At 41.3% G+C, this 14,791-nt stretch carries 11 protein-coding genes and 1 pseudogene; 11 read left to right on the top strand and 1 reads right to left on the bottom strand.

Going from position 1 to position 14,791, the window contains the following annotated elements; all coding sequences use genetic code 11:
* Positions 1-142 precede the first annotated feature (142 nt).
* The 10 genes and pseudogenes from KSMBR1_RS04285 (at position 143) to KSMBR1_RS04240 (ending at position 11,884) form a co-directional block, all read left to right on the top strand.
* Positions 143-388 (top strand): type II toxin-antitoxin system HicB family antitoxin, encoded by a 246-nt coding sequence (locus KSMBR1_RS04285; protein WP_197705329.1) that lies wholly within the window; start codon positions 143-145, stop codon positions 386-388.
* A gap of 2 nt (positions 389-390) precedes the next feature.
* A pseudogene (locus KSMBR1_RS21785) lies at positions 391-607 on the top strand (type II toxin-antitoxin system HicA family toxin).
* Between the two features lie 248 nt (positions 608-855).
* The gene (locus tag KSMBR1_RS04275) at positions 856-2,412 is read left to right on the top strand and encodes a hypothetical protein (protein WP_099323647.1); all 1,557 of its coding nucleotides are present in this window, start codon (positions 856-858) and stop codon (positions 2,410-2,412) included.
* Positions 2,413-3,079: 667 nt separating this feature from the next.
* Positions 3,080-4,411, top strand: coding sequence for a hypothetical protein (locus tag KSMBR1_RS04270; RefSeq protein WP_099324220.1), 1,332 nt, complete (start codon positions 3,080-3,082; stop codon positions 4,409-4,411).
* A gap of 535 nt (positions 4,412-4,946) precedes the next feature.
* Positions 4,947-5,822 (top strand): hypothetical protein, encoded by an 876-nt coding sequence (locus tag KSMBR1_RS04265; protein WP_099324219.1) that lies wholly within the window; start codon positions 4,947-4,949, stop codon positions 5,820-5,822.
* A 124-nt stretch (positions 5,823-5,946) separates the two neighbouring features.
* Positions 5,947-6,078, top strand: coding sequence for a hypothetical protein (locus KSMBR1_RS22630; protein WP_261341082.1), 132 nt, complete (start codon positions 5,947-5,949; stop codon positions 6,076-6,078).
* Between the two features lie 476 nt (positions 6,079-6,554).
* Positions 6,555-7,697: a phosphoenolpyruvate carboxykinase (ATP) gene (locus tag KSMBR1_RS04255; protein ID WP_099324217.1), complete on the top strand. Its 1,143-nt coding sequence runs from the start codon at positions 6,555-6,557 to the stop codon at positions 7,695-7,697.
* An 18-nt stretch (positions 7,698-7,715) separates the two neighbouring features.
* Complete coding sequence (locus KSMBR1_RS04250; RefSeq protein ID WP_099324216.1) at positions 7,716-10,970, top strand: C25 family cysteine peptidase; 3,255 nt, start codon at positions 7,716-7,718, stop codon at positions 10,968-10,970.
* Between the two features lie 20 nt (positions 10,971-10,990).
* Positions 10,991-11,263 (top strand): hypothetical protein, encoded by a 273-nt coding sequence (locus KSMBR1_RS04245; protein WP_099324215.1) that lies wholly within the window; start codon positions 10,991-10,993, stop codon positions 11,261-11,263.
* Positions 11,264-11,275: 12 nt separating this feature from the next.
* Entirely contained in the window at positions 11,276-11,884 is a 609-nt protein-coding gene (locus KSMBR1_RS04240) for a signal peptidase I (RefSeq protein WP_099324214.1), read from the top strand.
* Between the two features lie 182 nt (positions 11,885-12,066).
* On the opposite strand, the gene KSMBR1_RS04235 is transcribed toward KSMBR1_RS04240, so the two are convergent.
* Positions 12,067-12,342 carry a PqqD family protein gene (locus KSMBR1_RS04235; RefSeq protein WP_099324213.1) on the bottom strand — a complete coding sequence of 92 codons (276 nt, stop codon included), beginning with the start codon at positions 12,340-12,342 and terminating at the stop codon, positions 12,067-12,069.
* Positions 12,343-13,341: 999 nt separating this feature from the next.
* Here KSMBR1_RS04235 and KSMBR1_RS21780 point away from each other — a divergent pair.
* On the top strand, positions 13,342-14,784 hold the full coding sequence (locus KSMBR1_RS21780) for a choice-of-anchor V domain-containing protein (RefSeq protein WP_230408039.1): 1,443 nt from the start codon (positions 13,342-13,344) through the stop codon (positions 14,782-14,784).
* Positions 14,785-14,791 lie beyond the last annotated feature (7 nt).

Raw genomic sequence — 14,791 nt, 5'->3', positions numbered from 1 at the left:
TAGGTCGTAGGCCGTGAAACTGTTTTAATTGGTTGAATTGGTTTTGTCAGTTGATTTTGTTAAGAATCAGTTGTTATTTAATAAAATGTGAAAGGTTTTGAATTCAACAAATATTTCGGCATCATGGTGAGGAGTTAAAATAATGTTATTTAAATATATTCAAGTGGCATTAGAAAAAGCTGAATATAAAAGGTTAGACGATGATAGTTGGTATGCTGAAATTCCAGGATTTGAAGGAGTTTGGGCTAATAGTACATCAGTTGAAGAGTGTAGGAAGGAGCTTATAGAAGTTTTAGAAGAGTGGCTCATTCTCAAATTAAAAGACGGAGATGCTGTTCCAGTGGTCAATAATATTGATATAAATATAAAGGAAATAGTAACCACGTAAGTATGCTATCTGGCGTTTCAAGGAAAGAGTTAATTAGGAAATTTAGGGCACTTGGATATTCGGGACCTTTTTTCAGGAGGCAAGCATCAATTCATGAAAAAAGGTCAGAAAAAAATCCGTATCCCCAATCCTCATGGTAGTGGAGATATACATATAGGTTTAGTGAAAGAAATACTGAGACAGGCTGGCATTCGTAACTATGAATGGGATAATGCCTGATTAAGGAACTTGTGGCCAGACCTTGAATATAGAATATACCTGATGCATGTATAACAAGAGGTTGCATCTTATCGTTGTGGCAATAGATAGCGATTTCTGGCTAATTATTTATGATTTAAATTATGAAATAGGACGCAGATAAACCTAGCGCGGCCTTTGGCCGCAACCAAAAAGGTGATTTTTAGTTTATTATAAAGTATAGTAGTATCCTCGTAAATAGTAATCAGACAATTTGGAGGACACTACTTATGAATAAGTTGATGGAATTATATCGAGACAGGATCGTGGGTGCAATAAGCGGTCTGGACAGGATTCGTTTTCGCGGGACATTGCGGTGGTTGGCCAGTGAGCGTGGGATGGGAACATTCATGAACCAAGCGAGAATTCTGCTTAAGGATTTTTCCGGTTGGGTCAATGGGCTTACGGCACAGGTGCGAGACAGTTGTGAATCGCGGGCGAAAGATTTGGGTATCGAGGTGCGGTATTTGATGAGCAGCGGTGTTGATAAGGAGAAGTTGGCTCGCCAGATCGCGGCGGATAAGAGGATTACGGAAGGTTCCATCTGCCTGTTGAGTGTGGTAGAGCCTTGTATTGCGCCGATGGTCAAGGGCAACAAGGCCAGCAAGAAGCTCGAGTTGGTAATGGCGCCCCGCAAGTGTGTCTTTGTGTATCATTATTTTAACGATCCAGTGTTTGGTTTTGGTCATGTTCGTATCCAGAGTTGGGCGCCGTTTAATATTTTCATTTGTCTCAATGGTCGTCATTGGCTGGAGCGGCAACTTCAGAAGCAAGGTATTGATTATGTTAAGGACGGCAACTGTTTTGTGCGTATAGAGGATATTGCGGCTGCGCAGGTTCTGCTCCATGAGCAGCTTAAGACTGACTGGGCGAAGCTGCTGAACGGGCTTGCGTTGGGCAGTTGCCCGGCATTGTCGCAGATTCTTCGTCCGTTGGAACCGGAGTATTACTGGTCTGCGGATGAGACGGAGTGGGCGACGGACATCATGTTTAAATCGGTTGAGGCATTGGAGGAGTTGTTTCCATCGTTTGTTCATCATGCGATGCGGGTTTGCGACAGTTCTTCGGTGATGAAGTATTTGGGTAGGCGTAACCTTGCAGGCGCTGCCCCTGATGAGGTTATCAGCGACTATCGAAGACGCTATGAAGGTATACGGGTCAAGCACAGTGTGAATTATAATTCAGTGAAGATGTATAACAAGAGCGGTAGTCTCTTGCGTATTGAGACAACGATCAATAATACGCGGGACTTTAAGGTCTTTCGGAGTCCCAATGATGATGAAGGCAAACCGGCGTCATGGCAGAAGATGCGTAAGGGCGTAAGCGATCTTCATCGACGGTGTGAGGTGAGCCAACAATGCAATGATCGTTATGGGGATGCTTTGGCGGCGGCTCAGGTAGAGGAGAAACTGAAAGAAGTGGTGAGCAGCGCTTGTAACAAGGTTGTCAAAGAGGGCAAGAGGTATCGAGGTTTGAATCCCTGGCAGCAGGATGATTACCAGATGCTGATGTTCCTGTCCAAAGGCGAAAACGCGATAAATGGATTCCGCAACCATGATTTGCGTAAGTGGCTTTACCGGGAATCCGAACAATCCGGCAAGGATCAGCAAAAGAAATATTCCGGACGAACGACCCGACGGATAAAGATGCTGCGGGCACACGGTCTAATCCGCAAAGTTCCGAGGGCCAACCGCTATGTTTTGACGGAGAAAGGCCAGAAGTTCTCTTGTTCACTGATGACCGCTTCAGCCCTTGATATTAAAGCACTTACGGAAATGGCGGCATGAAAAACACGCATAAAAAACAAGAAATTGATGGATAGTAGTACAGATAAGCGCAGATAAAATAACGACTGAATTTTTCGAAAACATGGGGACAGCCCCCATGTTTTCGTTGATAAGCCGAATTTGGGAGTGTAGAATCCGCCCCATATTTAATACTTGCAAATATTTTCCGACTTAATTATTATCCGTGTTATTTGGCATTCCCTTAAAAGGCCTGTTTCGTTAAATCAGCTATAAATTAGGTTTGGTTTTAAAAGATATAAAAATCCAACGACATTTATTCTTACCCACCCCTTAATCCCCTCCCAAGAGGGGACTTGCCTAATTCCCCTCTTGGGAGGGGATTAAGGGGTTTGTTTGTTGGTTAACTAAAAATATTGAAATTCCTATACTTGTACATAGCGCAGCAAAGCTGTGACCAAAATGTAGAGGATTTAACCACGAAGAACCTAGTACATCGTTTCGTTAAAATGTGTACATTGATACCGTCATTGCGAGCTACAGCGAAACAATCTTAAGTCTTTTGGGAACAAGAGATTGCTTCGTCGCTCCACTCCTCGCAATGATATTTTTTTACGTACACATTTTAACGAAACGATGTACTAGTGCGGCACGAAGAAAAACTTACAAAAAAAGAAGTTTTTACAAGGTAATACTCTAAGGAGATATTTTGGGCGTAAAATATTTTAGGTTTATACTATTATTGGTCTTTTTTTCTGCGGCATATCGATATCCTTGTGGAATGTCTGAGGAAATAGATGTTGATAATTATGAAATGAAGGGGCTTTCTGCCGCATCAGAATTTAATATTATGGATGAGCTTTCGTTGTTATATAACGATATTCATATTGGGCCTGTCGGTATAAAGCCCTCATATCAGGTAAATGAAATATATGATGACAATGTATATGATGCGGCAGAGGAAGAGGTTTCTGATCTTTATACCTTGCATCGGCCATCATTATTGATTGCAGCACCTTTTTCAGATTACTTGCTTTCACATTTCAAATATGATGTAGAGATTTATGATTACGAGCATGAACAGGAAAGGGATCGCGTGAATCAATCGTGGGAAGGCTCGCTTGGATTTTATTTCGCAAATGATTTTTCGTTTGTTTTCAGTGACCGGTTTAGAAAACATGTGATTCCTCCTGGTTTTCAAAGAAGGTCCTTCGGCGATATTGATGACCTGGACATCCCTTTTGAAGATCAGGGGCCGAATGTTTTCGTTGGGAAAAGAGACCTTACCACAAATATTGCTTCCTTTGAAATGGATTTTCCTGATTTCTTTCCTAACGTTGATTTTCTGATACGTTATAATAACCAGGATGTGAGTTATCAAAAAGACGAATTTAAGAGTGACGACTATAATCTTGATACTCTGGGCGCAATCATAGAATATAATTATCCTTTACTGCCTGTTAAGGTGTCTTCGGGGTTCGTTTACTCCATTCAACGATATGATGCTGAGACCTCTAAGAATAGAGATAATTATAAAAACGACATACCGTTAAACATTTCCTGGACTATTAATCAGAAAAATGAAATATATTTAAATACGAACTACAGAACTTCAAAATATAAAAAGCATAGTAACATAGAAAATTTTGAGGGATGGAATGTTGTGCTGGGAGATCGCTATCTCATTAATCCCGTTTCATCGGTTGAAATTTATGGTGAGAGGAGTCTGAAAGAACAACGGCAGGCAAATAATAATTCTTATTTTTACACAAAAGTCGGTATAAAATATATTAACCAACATGACCGTATTGATGGATACCTTGATGTGTATTATTGGAACATGAGATTTGCAGAATCGACTGGTACGTCGGGTGTGGTTGAAGATGTTGACAGTTTTCATGTGCATTTAAATGTTAAATATCGCCCTCAAAAATGGTGGTTTGCAGAGTTTGATTATTCATATGCGAACAGAGATAATACTTTTGATTCCGGCGATTTATTGAAAAATGCGGTATCTCTTGGCCTGGGATTGACCTTTTAGTTTTTATGAAGTGAGATTTTTGTAAAAATACAACCAACAGTATCATCTCCGATGCTTAATTGAGACATCTAAAATACATACCTTTTATCAATGCCACAAAAGTAACGGTCACAGAAAACAACCACCTCCGCCACCCAAGCCCTTTCCACCAATAATCCCCCTATTTATACGCAAATATTGCGTCCCAATACAATGAAAAAGGTGACTTCATTTTTCACATTTTCTCTTTGCCTGTATAATCCCTCAAATCACAATGCTTTCGAGCTGTGTTTGATTTTCTGCAAATTTTGCAAAAAAAACAAATATACAATGGTTTATCCTTTCGTTGTTTGACAGGTTTACCATAATCTGAAAAAAATATTATTCCTAAAGTATTGTTAGGCAATTAATTACAATAAATCTGAAATTATTAGATCATATTGGCATATCAATTGATTATTTCAACAACGTGCAGACCCTTGCCAAGCGCATGGAGTTTAATAAACAGCTTTTTTGTGAGCTAATCCCAATAACATTATTTATAAGGAAACAATACATGTTTAAAGCAGGAATAACATTATTTGCATTAATAGTGTGTGTAATAATGAATAATAGTTTTATTTCATCGGCCTTTGCCGCGAGTCCTCCAGTGCCAGCTTTTGGCACGGCGACGGTAGATGGTGATGAAAGTGAATGGAATCTGGCAGAAGATGGGAGCGGCGATTTTTTTGCCAATATGTGGAGAGCGGGTAGATCTGATAAGAAAAATCCTTCCATCGATGCAAAGCTTTATCTTCGTTATGATTGTACAAATGAAATTCTGTATGCTTTGGTATTAGGTGTGACTGGGAAAGTGTTGGCATCGCCGGATGACAATTTTATAAAGTCAGGGAAATCCACCAAACTTGTTGATGGTGATGATAACAATGATGGCACACCACCGGATTTTGCGTGGATAGGACTTAACAGCGGAAAAGCTGAGGGATGGGAAGCTGCAGTGTCTCTTTCAGAAGGTACATATGACAATTTAAATATACATGCTCAGGTATCTGTAAACGGCAAAAAACAAACTGCCGCAGTTGATGACAGTGCGATAGATTTGGAGGTTCTTTGTGAAACTACCGCAGTAGAGCTTACCTCTTTTACGGCTACCGCATTTGAAGAAGAAATCATGCTGGAATGGGAAACTGTCACTGAAATATACAACGCAGGCTTCAACATTCACCGCGCAAAGCAGAGGGGAGGTCCGTACACCAGAATTAATGATGAATTAATCGAAGCATCTGGCGATGCGGTCTATGGTGCAAGCTACAGCTATTTAGACATCCTTGATCGCAGTGGCAGATACTTTTACACATTGGAAGATATTGATACAAATGGCAAGAGCACCATGCATGGGCCAATTAAGGTGCGGGTAATAGTGTCGGAGTAAAACGTGGAAAACATTGTAAGGAATAGTTTTTTTCCAGAGAGAGCGCTATCTCTTCTGGGAAGTGTAGAAGTTAAGATACCATTAAATCATGAACATCAGACACATTTTTGAAAGGAGGTTGCACATGAATGTACAAAATGGACCCGTGTTGACGTATGAGCCGCCAAAGATTGAAACTTATACAGATGAAGAACTGCTTGAGAAATTAGGCGCTGCCCATACTGGTTATGTAAATGGCGGCAATATTCTTGGATAGCACAGCAGGTGGATAGGGCATCCTGGTAACTGCCCATGCCGGTTACATGAATGGTTATACTCAAGAAGCGCATAAAATGTGAATTTTAAATTGATATCTGGGTGGCACGGACAAACTTTGTTTGTCCGTGTTGAACTTGTACGACATTGTCTATAAACCCCGTTAGAAAATCTGGAAGAGGCATTGCTCTCACGAACGGGGCTTTCTTACTCACGGGGGGGCAAATCACAAATTGTGAGCATCTTGAGTATACAATATTTTTGTATCAATTTCGTCTTTTGAAAAATTAAAAACGCTCGTTTCCATGCCGGAGTTTGAGAACAAGAGCAGTTGCATAAACTGTCCCCCGCTGGCGGGGGTGTAGGGGGTGGAATTGAAGAGCGGGTATGCTGAATGACTGCTGAACTGCATGATTTTGCTTTTATGGTTTTTCAAAACTCTAAAGTGTTACCTTTTTTTTAATATATAAATACCCCATGGGATTATTACAAAAACCGTATCTTCTTAACAAAGTAACGCTCTATTTCTTTGATTTGGTGGTAACAATCAAATCTGATTCCATTGAATTTATTGACCTTTTTACAAAGATGTATAGTCGGTTTCTGAAGAATGAATTTCCCTCTCTTCCTGCATCGCAGATAGAATTCTCTTTAATTACACATCCTGACAACATTTTTGGCAAGCCGGTATTAATGTGCAATGATGAGATATGGCCGCTTAATGATCCTAAATTATTAGACGGATTTGCTTATGAATGCATACTCATGTCAATTATTACCCGCATAAAAAGCCATTTTTTAATACATGCCGGTGTAGTTTCCTTCGATAACCACGGCGTGCTTATCGTGGCAGATGGCGGGTATGGCAAGACTACCTTAGTACTAACACTTCTGAAGAGAGGGTTTAAATTTCTTTCTGATGAAATGGCTGCCCTGGGGAGACACGACCATTTAGTGTACCCGTTTCCCCGAAGCCTGCGGGTTCGAAAGGATACGTTATCATTGGTTGGATTTCCGGACAATACTATCGGCGGAGAGGAATGGCTGGATAAACTGCTTTTGGATATTGATCAAATACTGCCGGGCAGTTCTGGCACGAAAGTGCCCGTTGAGTATATTTTCTTTTTGCAGAATGAGAAGGGAATTACGAAAAACAACGAACAGGACTTAACCATTCTCGTTGATAAAATGAATGATGAAGTGTTGCGTCTCATAGAAAACATTGCCGGGGTACGGAATATGTACGTTGATGTAAATGGTAGTTTTCCAGCACTCATACTACGTGCGGACAAGGCAAATAAAATTCTTTCTAAAATAGAGACAATATGCGCCATGCACAAAATACTTGTGCTAGACGTCCTCAAGGGAACAGAAGGACACGCTTCGTTCAACGGCAATGCAAGACTTCTTCCCATACCCGTTAGCCAGGCAGCTCTTGCGCTTCTGGGGAATTACCAGGGCAGTTATAAATCAAAAATATTGCTGGACGAATTTAAAGGCAGTTCGATTCGATTGTTCATGGAATTATCAAATATTATCGCAAAAGCACGATGCTACCACTTAACTGCCGGTCGCTTACAAGATATGGCGGATATAGTATGCGCCGAAGTGTGTACATAGTCCTTGAGGGGGAGAAAGATGATAAGAAGATGGATAGTAAAAATATTTTTCGTACGCCGCAACCGTTCTTATTATTCACTGTGCATGGTCATTGCACCTCTAGTCGCCATACTATCCTTCCTGATGCTGTGGTATACAGGATTGTGCAACGCCTCTGTTACATTATTGCCATCAGACAGCCGGTCAATTGAACTTGAATTTACTATAGACGGCTTTCATACCGAAACATTACAACATGAGGGAAAAACATATCAGCGTATTTGTATACAAGACACCATACAAAGCGCCATGCCTGGGGAACCACAATTGCCACAGTGCGGAACAATGGTTGGTTTGCCGGTCATTCATGGCGTCTCTCTTGATATTTTAGATGCACAATACGAAACCTTGCAGGGATACAATATATATCCTGCCCCTAAATCCGGGATAGAAGGGGAAAACCAGGATACATTCCCCTCCGGCAGTATAAAGCAGACGTTCTTTGAAAATCAGCATATATATACCTCTAACGCCTTCTTTCCAGACACACCGGTAAAAATGGGCAATAAAGGATACCTGCGCGATCAACCGGTCGCACAAGTACATTTCACGCCTGTTCAGTTCAATCCCGTCACTGGCGAGGTACGCATTTACCGAAAGATTGTCGCCCGTGTTTCATGGAAAGAGGGTCACCTTTCTCCTGAAAAAAAAACTTCAATGGCAAGTCCTTTTTTTGAAAATCTTCTTAAAAAGAAAATCATAAATTACCACAATATAAAACGCCCTGTGATTGCGGAGAATTCATACCGTACCCCCGTTCAAAGAAAAATGGACAGTTCCGGCGCTGAGGTTTCCCCCAGGCTTAAAATAACCGTGAAAGAAGAAGGCATGTATACATTAACTTACAATGATCTTATCGATGCCGGATTTGATGTGGACGCAATAGATCCCCGCACTTTGACTATGACAAATAAGGGAGAGGACGTTGCCATATTTATTGAAGGTGAAGAGGATGGTGTATTTAATACTTCGGATACTATCGTTTTTTATGGCGAAGAATATACCGATATCTATACCGATAAAAATGTTTACTGGCTAACCGCCGGCGCTACCAGTGGCGTCCGTATGAATATCCACGACGGCGCCACTTCGGGCAACGCTATTGTTCCTGATTACTTTCCAGCAACGATCCATGTTGAAGAAAATACATATTACTGGCAAACAATGCCGGAGGGTGAAGGACAGGATCATTATTTCTGGGGCGGCAAACTGACTGCACCGCAAACAAAAGAGCTTACCCTGAATATAAAAAATATCCTTTCGGGTCCAGAGACCGCTGCTATACGGGTGCAATTAAAGGGATATACAGACGTCAGCAAGAGTGACCCGGATCACCATACAAAGATATATATAAATGACAAAGAGATAGACGATCAATACTGGGATGGACGAATAGTCTTCAATCATGAAGCAACCGTATCCCATGAGTATTTAAACAATGGGAAAAATACCATTACGGTAGAAACCGTGGGTGATACAGGGGCTTCGGTTGATCAATTGCTGATCAACTGGGCAGAGATAGACTACCTTGATACGTATGTTGCAGAAAATGATGAGCTATTTTTCCGTGCGCCTTCTGAAGGCGTCTATCAATTTGAAGTATCCTCCTTCACCGGCAGTGATATGGAGGCATTTGACATTACAGACCACAACGCAGTTGTGCGCGTAATTAACACAAATATTGTAAACGACAACAAAAGATATACATTACAATTCGAAGGGGTTGCCCAATCTGATACAAGATTTCTGGCATTGACATTAGCGCAATATAAAACTCCCTTTGCAATTGAAAAGGATGAAACATCATCATGGAAATCATCCGATAAGGGAGCGGACTATATTATTATCACGCATGAAGATTTTTATGATAATGCGCTTGCATTGGCCAGCCATCGCATCGATGATGGTTTAAGGGTGGTTACGGTGAAGGTTGGCGATATTTATGATGAATTTAATGACGGTATTTTTTCCCCGCAGGCAATACGGGATTTCCTGTCTTACACGTATAACAATTGGCAGGAACCCGCCCCTGCATACGTTGTATTAATAGGAGACGCGTATCAGGATTACAACGATAACTTAGCATCAGGCACGATAAATTACGTCCCTTCCCAGATTATAGAAACTGACGAATTGGGAGAGACGCCTTCGGATAACTGGTTTGTACTTGTAAGTGGCAATGATATCCTCCCTGACATGCATATCGGACGGCTCTGTGCGCAAACAATCGAACAGGCGGAAGACATTATTAATAAGGTAATATTCTATGATCAGCATCCGTCCGAGGAAGATTGGGCAAAAAACGTCTTACTCGTAGCGGATGACGATCAATCTTCTTTTGAAAGTCTTTCGGAAGAAATCATTGAACTATTACCTGATAACTATACCGCAAAAAGGGTTTATGTAGGCGATTATACTGCAAACGATGATGTGGCATTTAATATAACCCAGAATATAAATAACGGTTGTTTTATGGTGAATTACACTGGACACGGGGCTGTAAATATGTGGGGACTGAATGCAAGCACGTCTATTTATACCACAGATGACATTGCGTTGCTGGATAATTGGTATAAACTGCCGGTTGTCACAGTTGCAAACTGCCTTAACGGATTTTTTACGGGGAAAAGCACACAGGTTTCAGTTGCTGAAGAATTTCAGAGATTACAGGATAAAGGGGCAATCGCCGTATGGGCGGCAACCGCCCTGAGCTATACATCGGGACACAGATTACTTATGCTTTCTTTTTATGAATCGGTCTTTACCGGTTCTTCATATGGTTTAGGCGAGATCAGCACAGAAGCAAAACTGGATGCTTACTCCCAGAGTAGTTATTGGAGTGAATTGGTAGAGACTTTTGTGTTGTTTGGGGATCCAGCAACACGGTTGCATGTTGTTGCTGACGACGGAATACCCGTTACGCCTACTCCTTTACCACAGGAATGTACAATAAGTGCTATTGAAGCAGAACCTAAAAAATTAGTGCTTAAGAAAGGAGAAGAAGGGGAAGTCCTCATAACAATAACATGCGAAACCAATGGCAATACGGAGGGTTTTGAGATAAAGGCAAACATAAAAAAGGGAAAGAAAATTGCAAAAATTGCAAACAAAACTGCTGTAACTGATGTAGATGGACAAGCATCTTTTGTCATTACCGCAAAGAAAAAGGGAAAGGCGGTTGTGGTATTCAGTGTGAATAATATTGCCGAAAAAATAAGGGTAAAAATAAAGTAATAAATGTAGAGGTGCATTGCATGCGTCCGGAAACTGCTGCGCGTAAAGAAAATGTTGACACCACAGAGAGACGCATGCAATGCACCTCTACAAAAATCAGGAACAGCATAAACGTGGGGCCCAGGTTGCAAACCAATGTCATTAAGCTAAGCGACCGGCCGCAAAAGTCACCCCTTAATAAAGGGGGATACAGGCTTGAGGTCATTAGTCAACTGCCGACTGCCGACTGTAGATTGCCTACTGCAGAAGGGATCATTAAATATGTTGCCAAAAAAATGCAAAGAAATTCCTGATAAGATTCTAATATGATGCAAAAAGAAAATCATAACAATATTTCAGGCGAAGTGCTGCATGCTATCGTCAATGTATGGGATCAAACCAATGAAATGTTTACTATCCCCATTGTTGGCAGGAGTATGTATCCGCTCATAAGGGAAGGGGACAATGTCCTGGTTGAGTGTGGCTATTCACAGATACGGCGTGGCGATATTATAGCCTTCAGATCGGAGAACAAGCTTATTGTACACAGGGTATTAACTATCTCAGAAAAGGGTACGGGCTTTTCCTTCATTACAAAGGGAGACAATGTGCCGCATGCCGATCCGGTGGTGAGCCATAGTGAAATAATAGGCAAAGTATCCGCTATTAAACGAGGGGAAAAGATGCTCTCTCTTGACACTTTCGCAGGCAGATCAACAGGATGGTTGATCATAAGGAGTACCCCTGTTGTTCGCGCGTTGTGCGGATTTCAAAGAAACATATTCACAGGAAATAAACAGGATTGTAATAAAACAATTGTGAATCGTGGCACACGTTTTCTCTTTTTACTGTTCCGTAAAGTAATATTTCTTTTTTTATGCAGAGGGAAAGCGCCAGAAAATAAGAGCATTTTTATAAATCGACGCCTTATTTAATAGTATAGGAATTTTCGTTTTTTAAATGCATGCTTGCGGGCAAGTGTTTTTGTAACATATTTAATTACAAGCGGATATTATAACCGCCACATGTAGCGGCAAGGCGTGCCTTGCTACTACATTAAATGTTTATGGATTTCAATATTTTCAAAAAACTAAAGTATTACAAAATAGTATTTTCTTTATAATTCCTCCAACATGCCTTTTTCTGCCAGGACAGTCAGCGTATTTACTATATCGTTGCAAATGTTTGTATCGTCGGGTATGGAAAACGTTTCTCTTAATTGACGTTCCATATCCCCGATGGTATGCTCGCCATCGCAAAGTTCCCATATAATCCTTGCCGTAGTATTGAGTACATGAATCGTTTTTTCATCAACATTACGAAGGACTACTTCTTTGCCAATATCCTGTATTATCACACCTTTCTGTTTCTTCTTTGGTTTTGAAAAATTCATTTTTCTGTCTTCACTTTAATCGGTGCGGTTATAAGAAGTAAAATAATGGCGTTATTTTAATGCAAAACAATAGTTAATTCAAGTGCTTCCAAAAAAGGGAAACAGCGAGGGGGCAGAGGGGCAATGATCCGGATTCAAACTATGTCCCCCCGCTGGCGGGGCGCGGGGAGTATTCCCGATTTTTTGTAACCCGTCATTTTAGTAGGATGAAAAGAGAATATAGAAGTCAGAGATCAGAGGTCAGAGATCAGAGATCAGAGTTTTTCGCGGACTTCTGACTTCTGACTTCTGACGAGTGGCCCATCCTGCATAAATAATAAGCTTTTTTACAAAAAATCGGAAATGCACCTTGGCGTGCTTCATGCAAATACTGCGTATCGCCACAAGCGTATAGGTTTCGAAAATTGAATTTAAACAAGGGACTGCAATCCCTTGTTCAATGCGCATGCAATGTTTTTATGTTTAGAAAACCTAATTTGTTAGGCTATATAAACTAAAAACCTGTGTTTGCAGGCTTCGAAGAGGTGATAATCTCTCTGTTACAGCAAATGAAAACCTCGTGTTTTATTTTGCGCAAATATTGCGTGTGTTTGTTTTGTTATATCGGGAGGTTTTTTTGATTCATTTATCACATAGGTGGCAATGTTATTAATAACTGCTTTTGAAAATAAGACTTGTGATATTTTAAAAACAATATTCCGTTAATGGCACAATAGTTGTTCATCAGTAGACATATTTTTCAGTAGAACTAAGCGATTGCTTTATTACGAGCGTTGCAAAAAAAGGCGTTTTAGAAGGATTCGATTACAAGAGGATATTATGACACTATTGATCTACTCCGGTTTCCCAAAATGTTAAAGATAAAATGCAGCATTATCAATAGGTCGGAGAGGCCGGTTTTTTCATAAAGGGGAGTAATGGGAGGCTTAATCAACAGAACCCTCTTTCCGTTTTTATCCGGGAAGTTATTACAATTTTTTAAAGGAGGTGCAGCGAACCATGCGAAACAAGTTTATGCAGTGTATGTATTTTATCCTTTCATGCTGTGTGTTGTGCATTATGGTAAGTCCTATATTTGGACAAATCTGCAAGTCAACGATGGCATTGGGGGAGGAGTGGAACGACCATACAGGTTCCCCTCTTGATGCCGATGCCGATGGTGATGGTGATGGTGATGCGTGTTCTGAATGTCACACTGGAACTGAGCTGAATTCAGGAAGCGCCATATTTTCAATATCTGCCCCCGAAACGTATACTCTGGGGGAAAGCGTTGAGATTACGGTCTCCTTTGAAGGTTCCGATACCGACGCCTTTCCAAATCACGGCTTTGATATGACAGCGTTAGATGCGAATAATAATTACATTGGCACTTTCACCGCCGTTGTTGGTGAATCGGCTTCTAAATCAGACCAATACATATCACAAACTATTTTAGGAGGCAGTCAGCCCTTATGGCAGGTACTGTGGAATGCGCCCTCTACGACAATAGATGATCCTGTAACTTTTTATGCGGCAGGAGTACAAGAAAACGGTGATGAAACAACTGAAGGAGACTATGTTTATACCTACACATTTACGATGTCCCAATTGTCGGCAGCTACACCAACCCCAACTCCTACCCCAGCAACCGGCGGTGGCGGTGGTGGAGGTGGAGGTGGAGGTGGCGGCGGCGGTAGTGGTGGTGGTGGCAGTACTTCAACTCCGACTCCAACTTCAACAGCGATTGTTGCTACTCCAACTGCTACGCCAACAACGGAACCAACACCGGTGACTGTTGCAACTCCCACGCTTCCTGGTGAAACATTGGGTGTACTTGCCGGATTCGTAACTGACAAAGACACGGGCGAAGGTATCAATGGAGCTGCGGTATCAAGCATTTCGGGTATCTATAAAACGACTACTGATACAACAGGGTATTACCAGTTAGAGAATATATCGGATGGAATTTATACGTTTATTGCTTCTGCGGCAGGATATATTCAGGCGCCGGCTTCAGGCGTGGCGATAGTTGAAGGCGATACCACTGTCCGTGACTTTACATTGGCGGCAGCAACGGTTGTTACGCCAACACCTCCAGCCTCAAGCCCAACTCCAAACCCAACGGAGACTTCTATCCCATCGGAGTGTGAAGTTACCTCGATAGTTGTTTCTCCCGAAGAGATAGAGCTGAAAAAGGGGCAAACGGCTGAAGTTACCGTGTATTTGATAACCCCCGAAGGTTGTCTGCCAATATCAGGCGAGAAGGTTAAAGCAACGGTGAAGAAAAACAAAGATGGCAAAAAGAAGGTATCCGCATCTCCACGTAAAACAATGACAATTGCAGGAGAAACCTACGGTGAGGCCGCGTTTAACATTACTGCAAAAAAGAAGAAAGGAACCTCAAAGGTGAAATTTAAGTACAATAATCTAAAAACAACGTTGAAAGTAGTGCTTGTGAAATAGGAGAATC

The sequence above is a fragment of the Candidatus Kuenenia stuttgartiensis genome (assembly GCF_900232105.1).
Lineage (GTDB): Bacteria > Planctomycetota > Brocadiia > Brocadiales > Brocadiaceae > Kuenenia > Kuenenia stuttgartiensis_A.
The sequence above is the reverse complement of the archived record's forward strand: the minus strand, read 5'-3'. Positions and strand labels throughout refer to the sequence as shown.

Coding starts and splice junctions, on each gene's coding strand:
- KSMBR1_RS04285 (WP_197705329.1), top strand. CDS start 143: ATGTTATTTAAATATATTCAAGTGGCATTAGAAAAAGCTGAATATAAA.
- KSMBR1_RS04275 (WP_099323647.1), top strand. CDS start 856: ATGAATAAGTTGATGGAATTATATCGAGACAGGATCGTGGGTGCAATA.
- KSMBR1_RS04265 (WP_099324219.1), top strand. CDS start 4,947: ATGTTTAAAGCAGGAATAACATTATTTGCATTAATAGTGTGTGTAATA.
- KSMBR1_RS22630 (WP_261341082.1), top strand. CDS start 5,947: ATGAATGTACAAAATGGACCCGTGTTGACGTATGAGCCGCCAAAGATT.
- KSMBR1_RS04255 (WP_099324217.1), top strand. CDS start 6,555: ATGGGATTATTACAAAAACCGTATCTTCTTAACAAAGTAACGCTCTAT.
- KSMBR1_RS04250 (WP_099324216.1), top strand. CDS start 7,716: ATGATAAGAAGATGGATAGTAAAAATATTTTTCGTACGCCGCAACCGT.
- KSMBR1_RS04245 (WP_099324215.1), top strand. CDS start 10,991: ATGCGTCCGGAAACTGCTGCGCGTAAAGAAAATGTTGACACCACAGAG.
- KSMBR1_RS04240 (WP_099324214.1), top strand. CDS start 11,276: ATGATGCAAAAAGAAAATCATAACAATATTTCAGGCGAAGTGCTGCAT.
- KSMBR1_RS04235 (WP_099324213.1), bottom strand. CDS start 12,342: ATGAATTTTTCAAAACCAAAGAAGAAACAGAAAGGTGTGATAATACAG.
- KSMBR1_RS21780 (WP_230408039.1), top strand. CDS start 13,342: ATGCGAAACAAGTTTATGCAGTGTATGTATTTTATCCTTTCATGCTGT.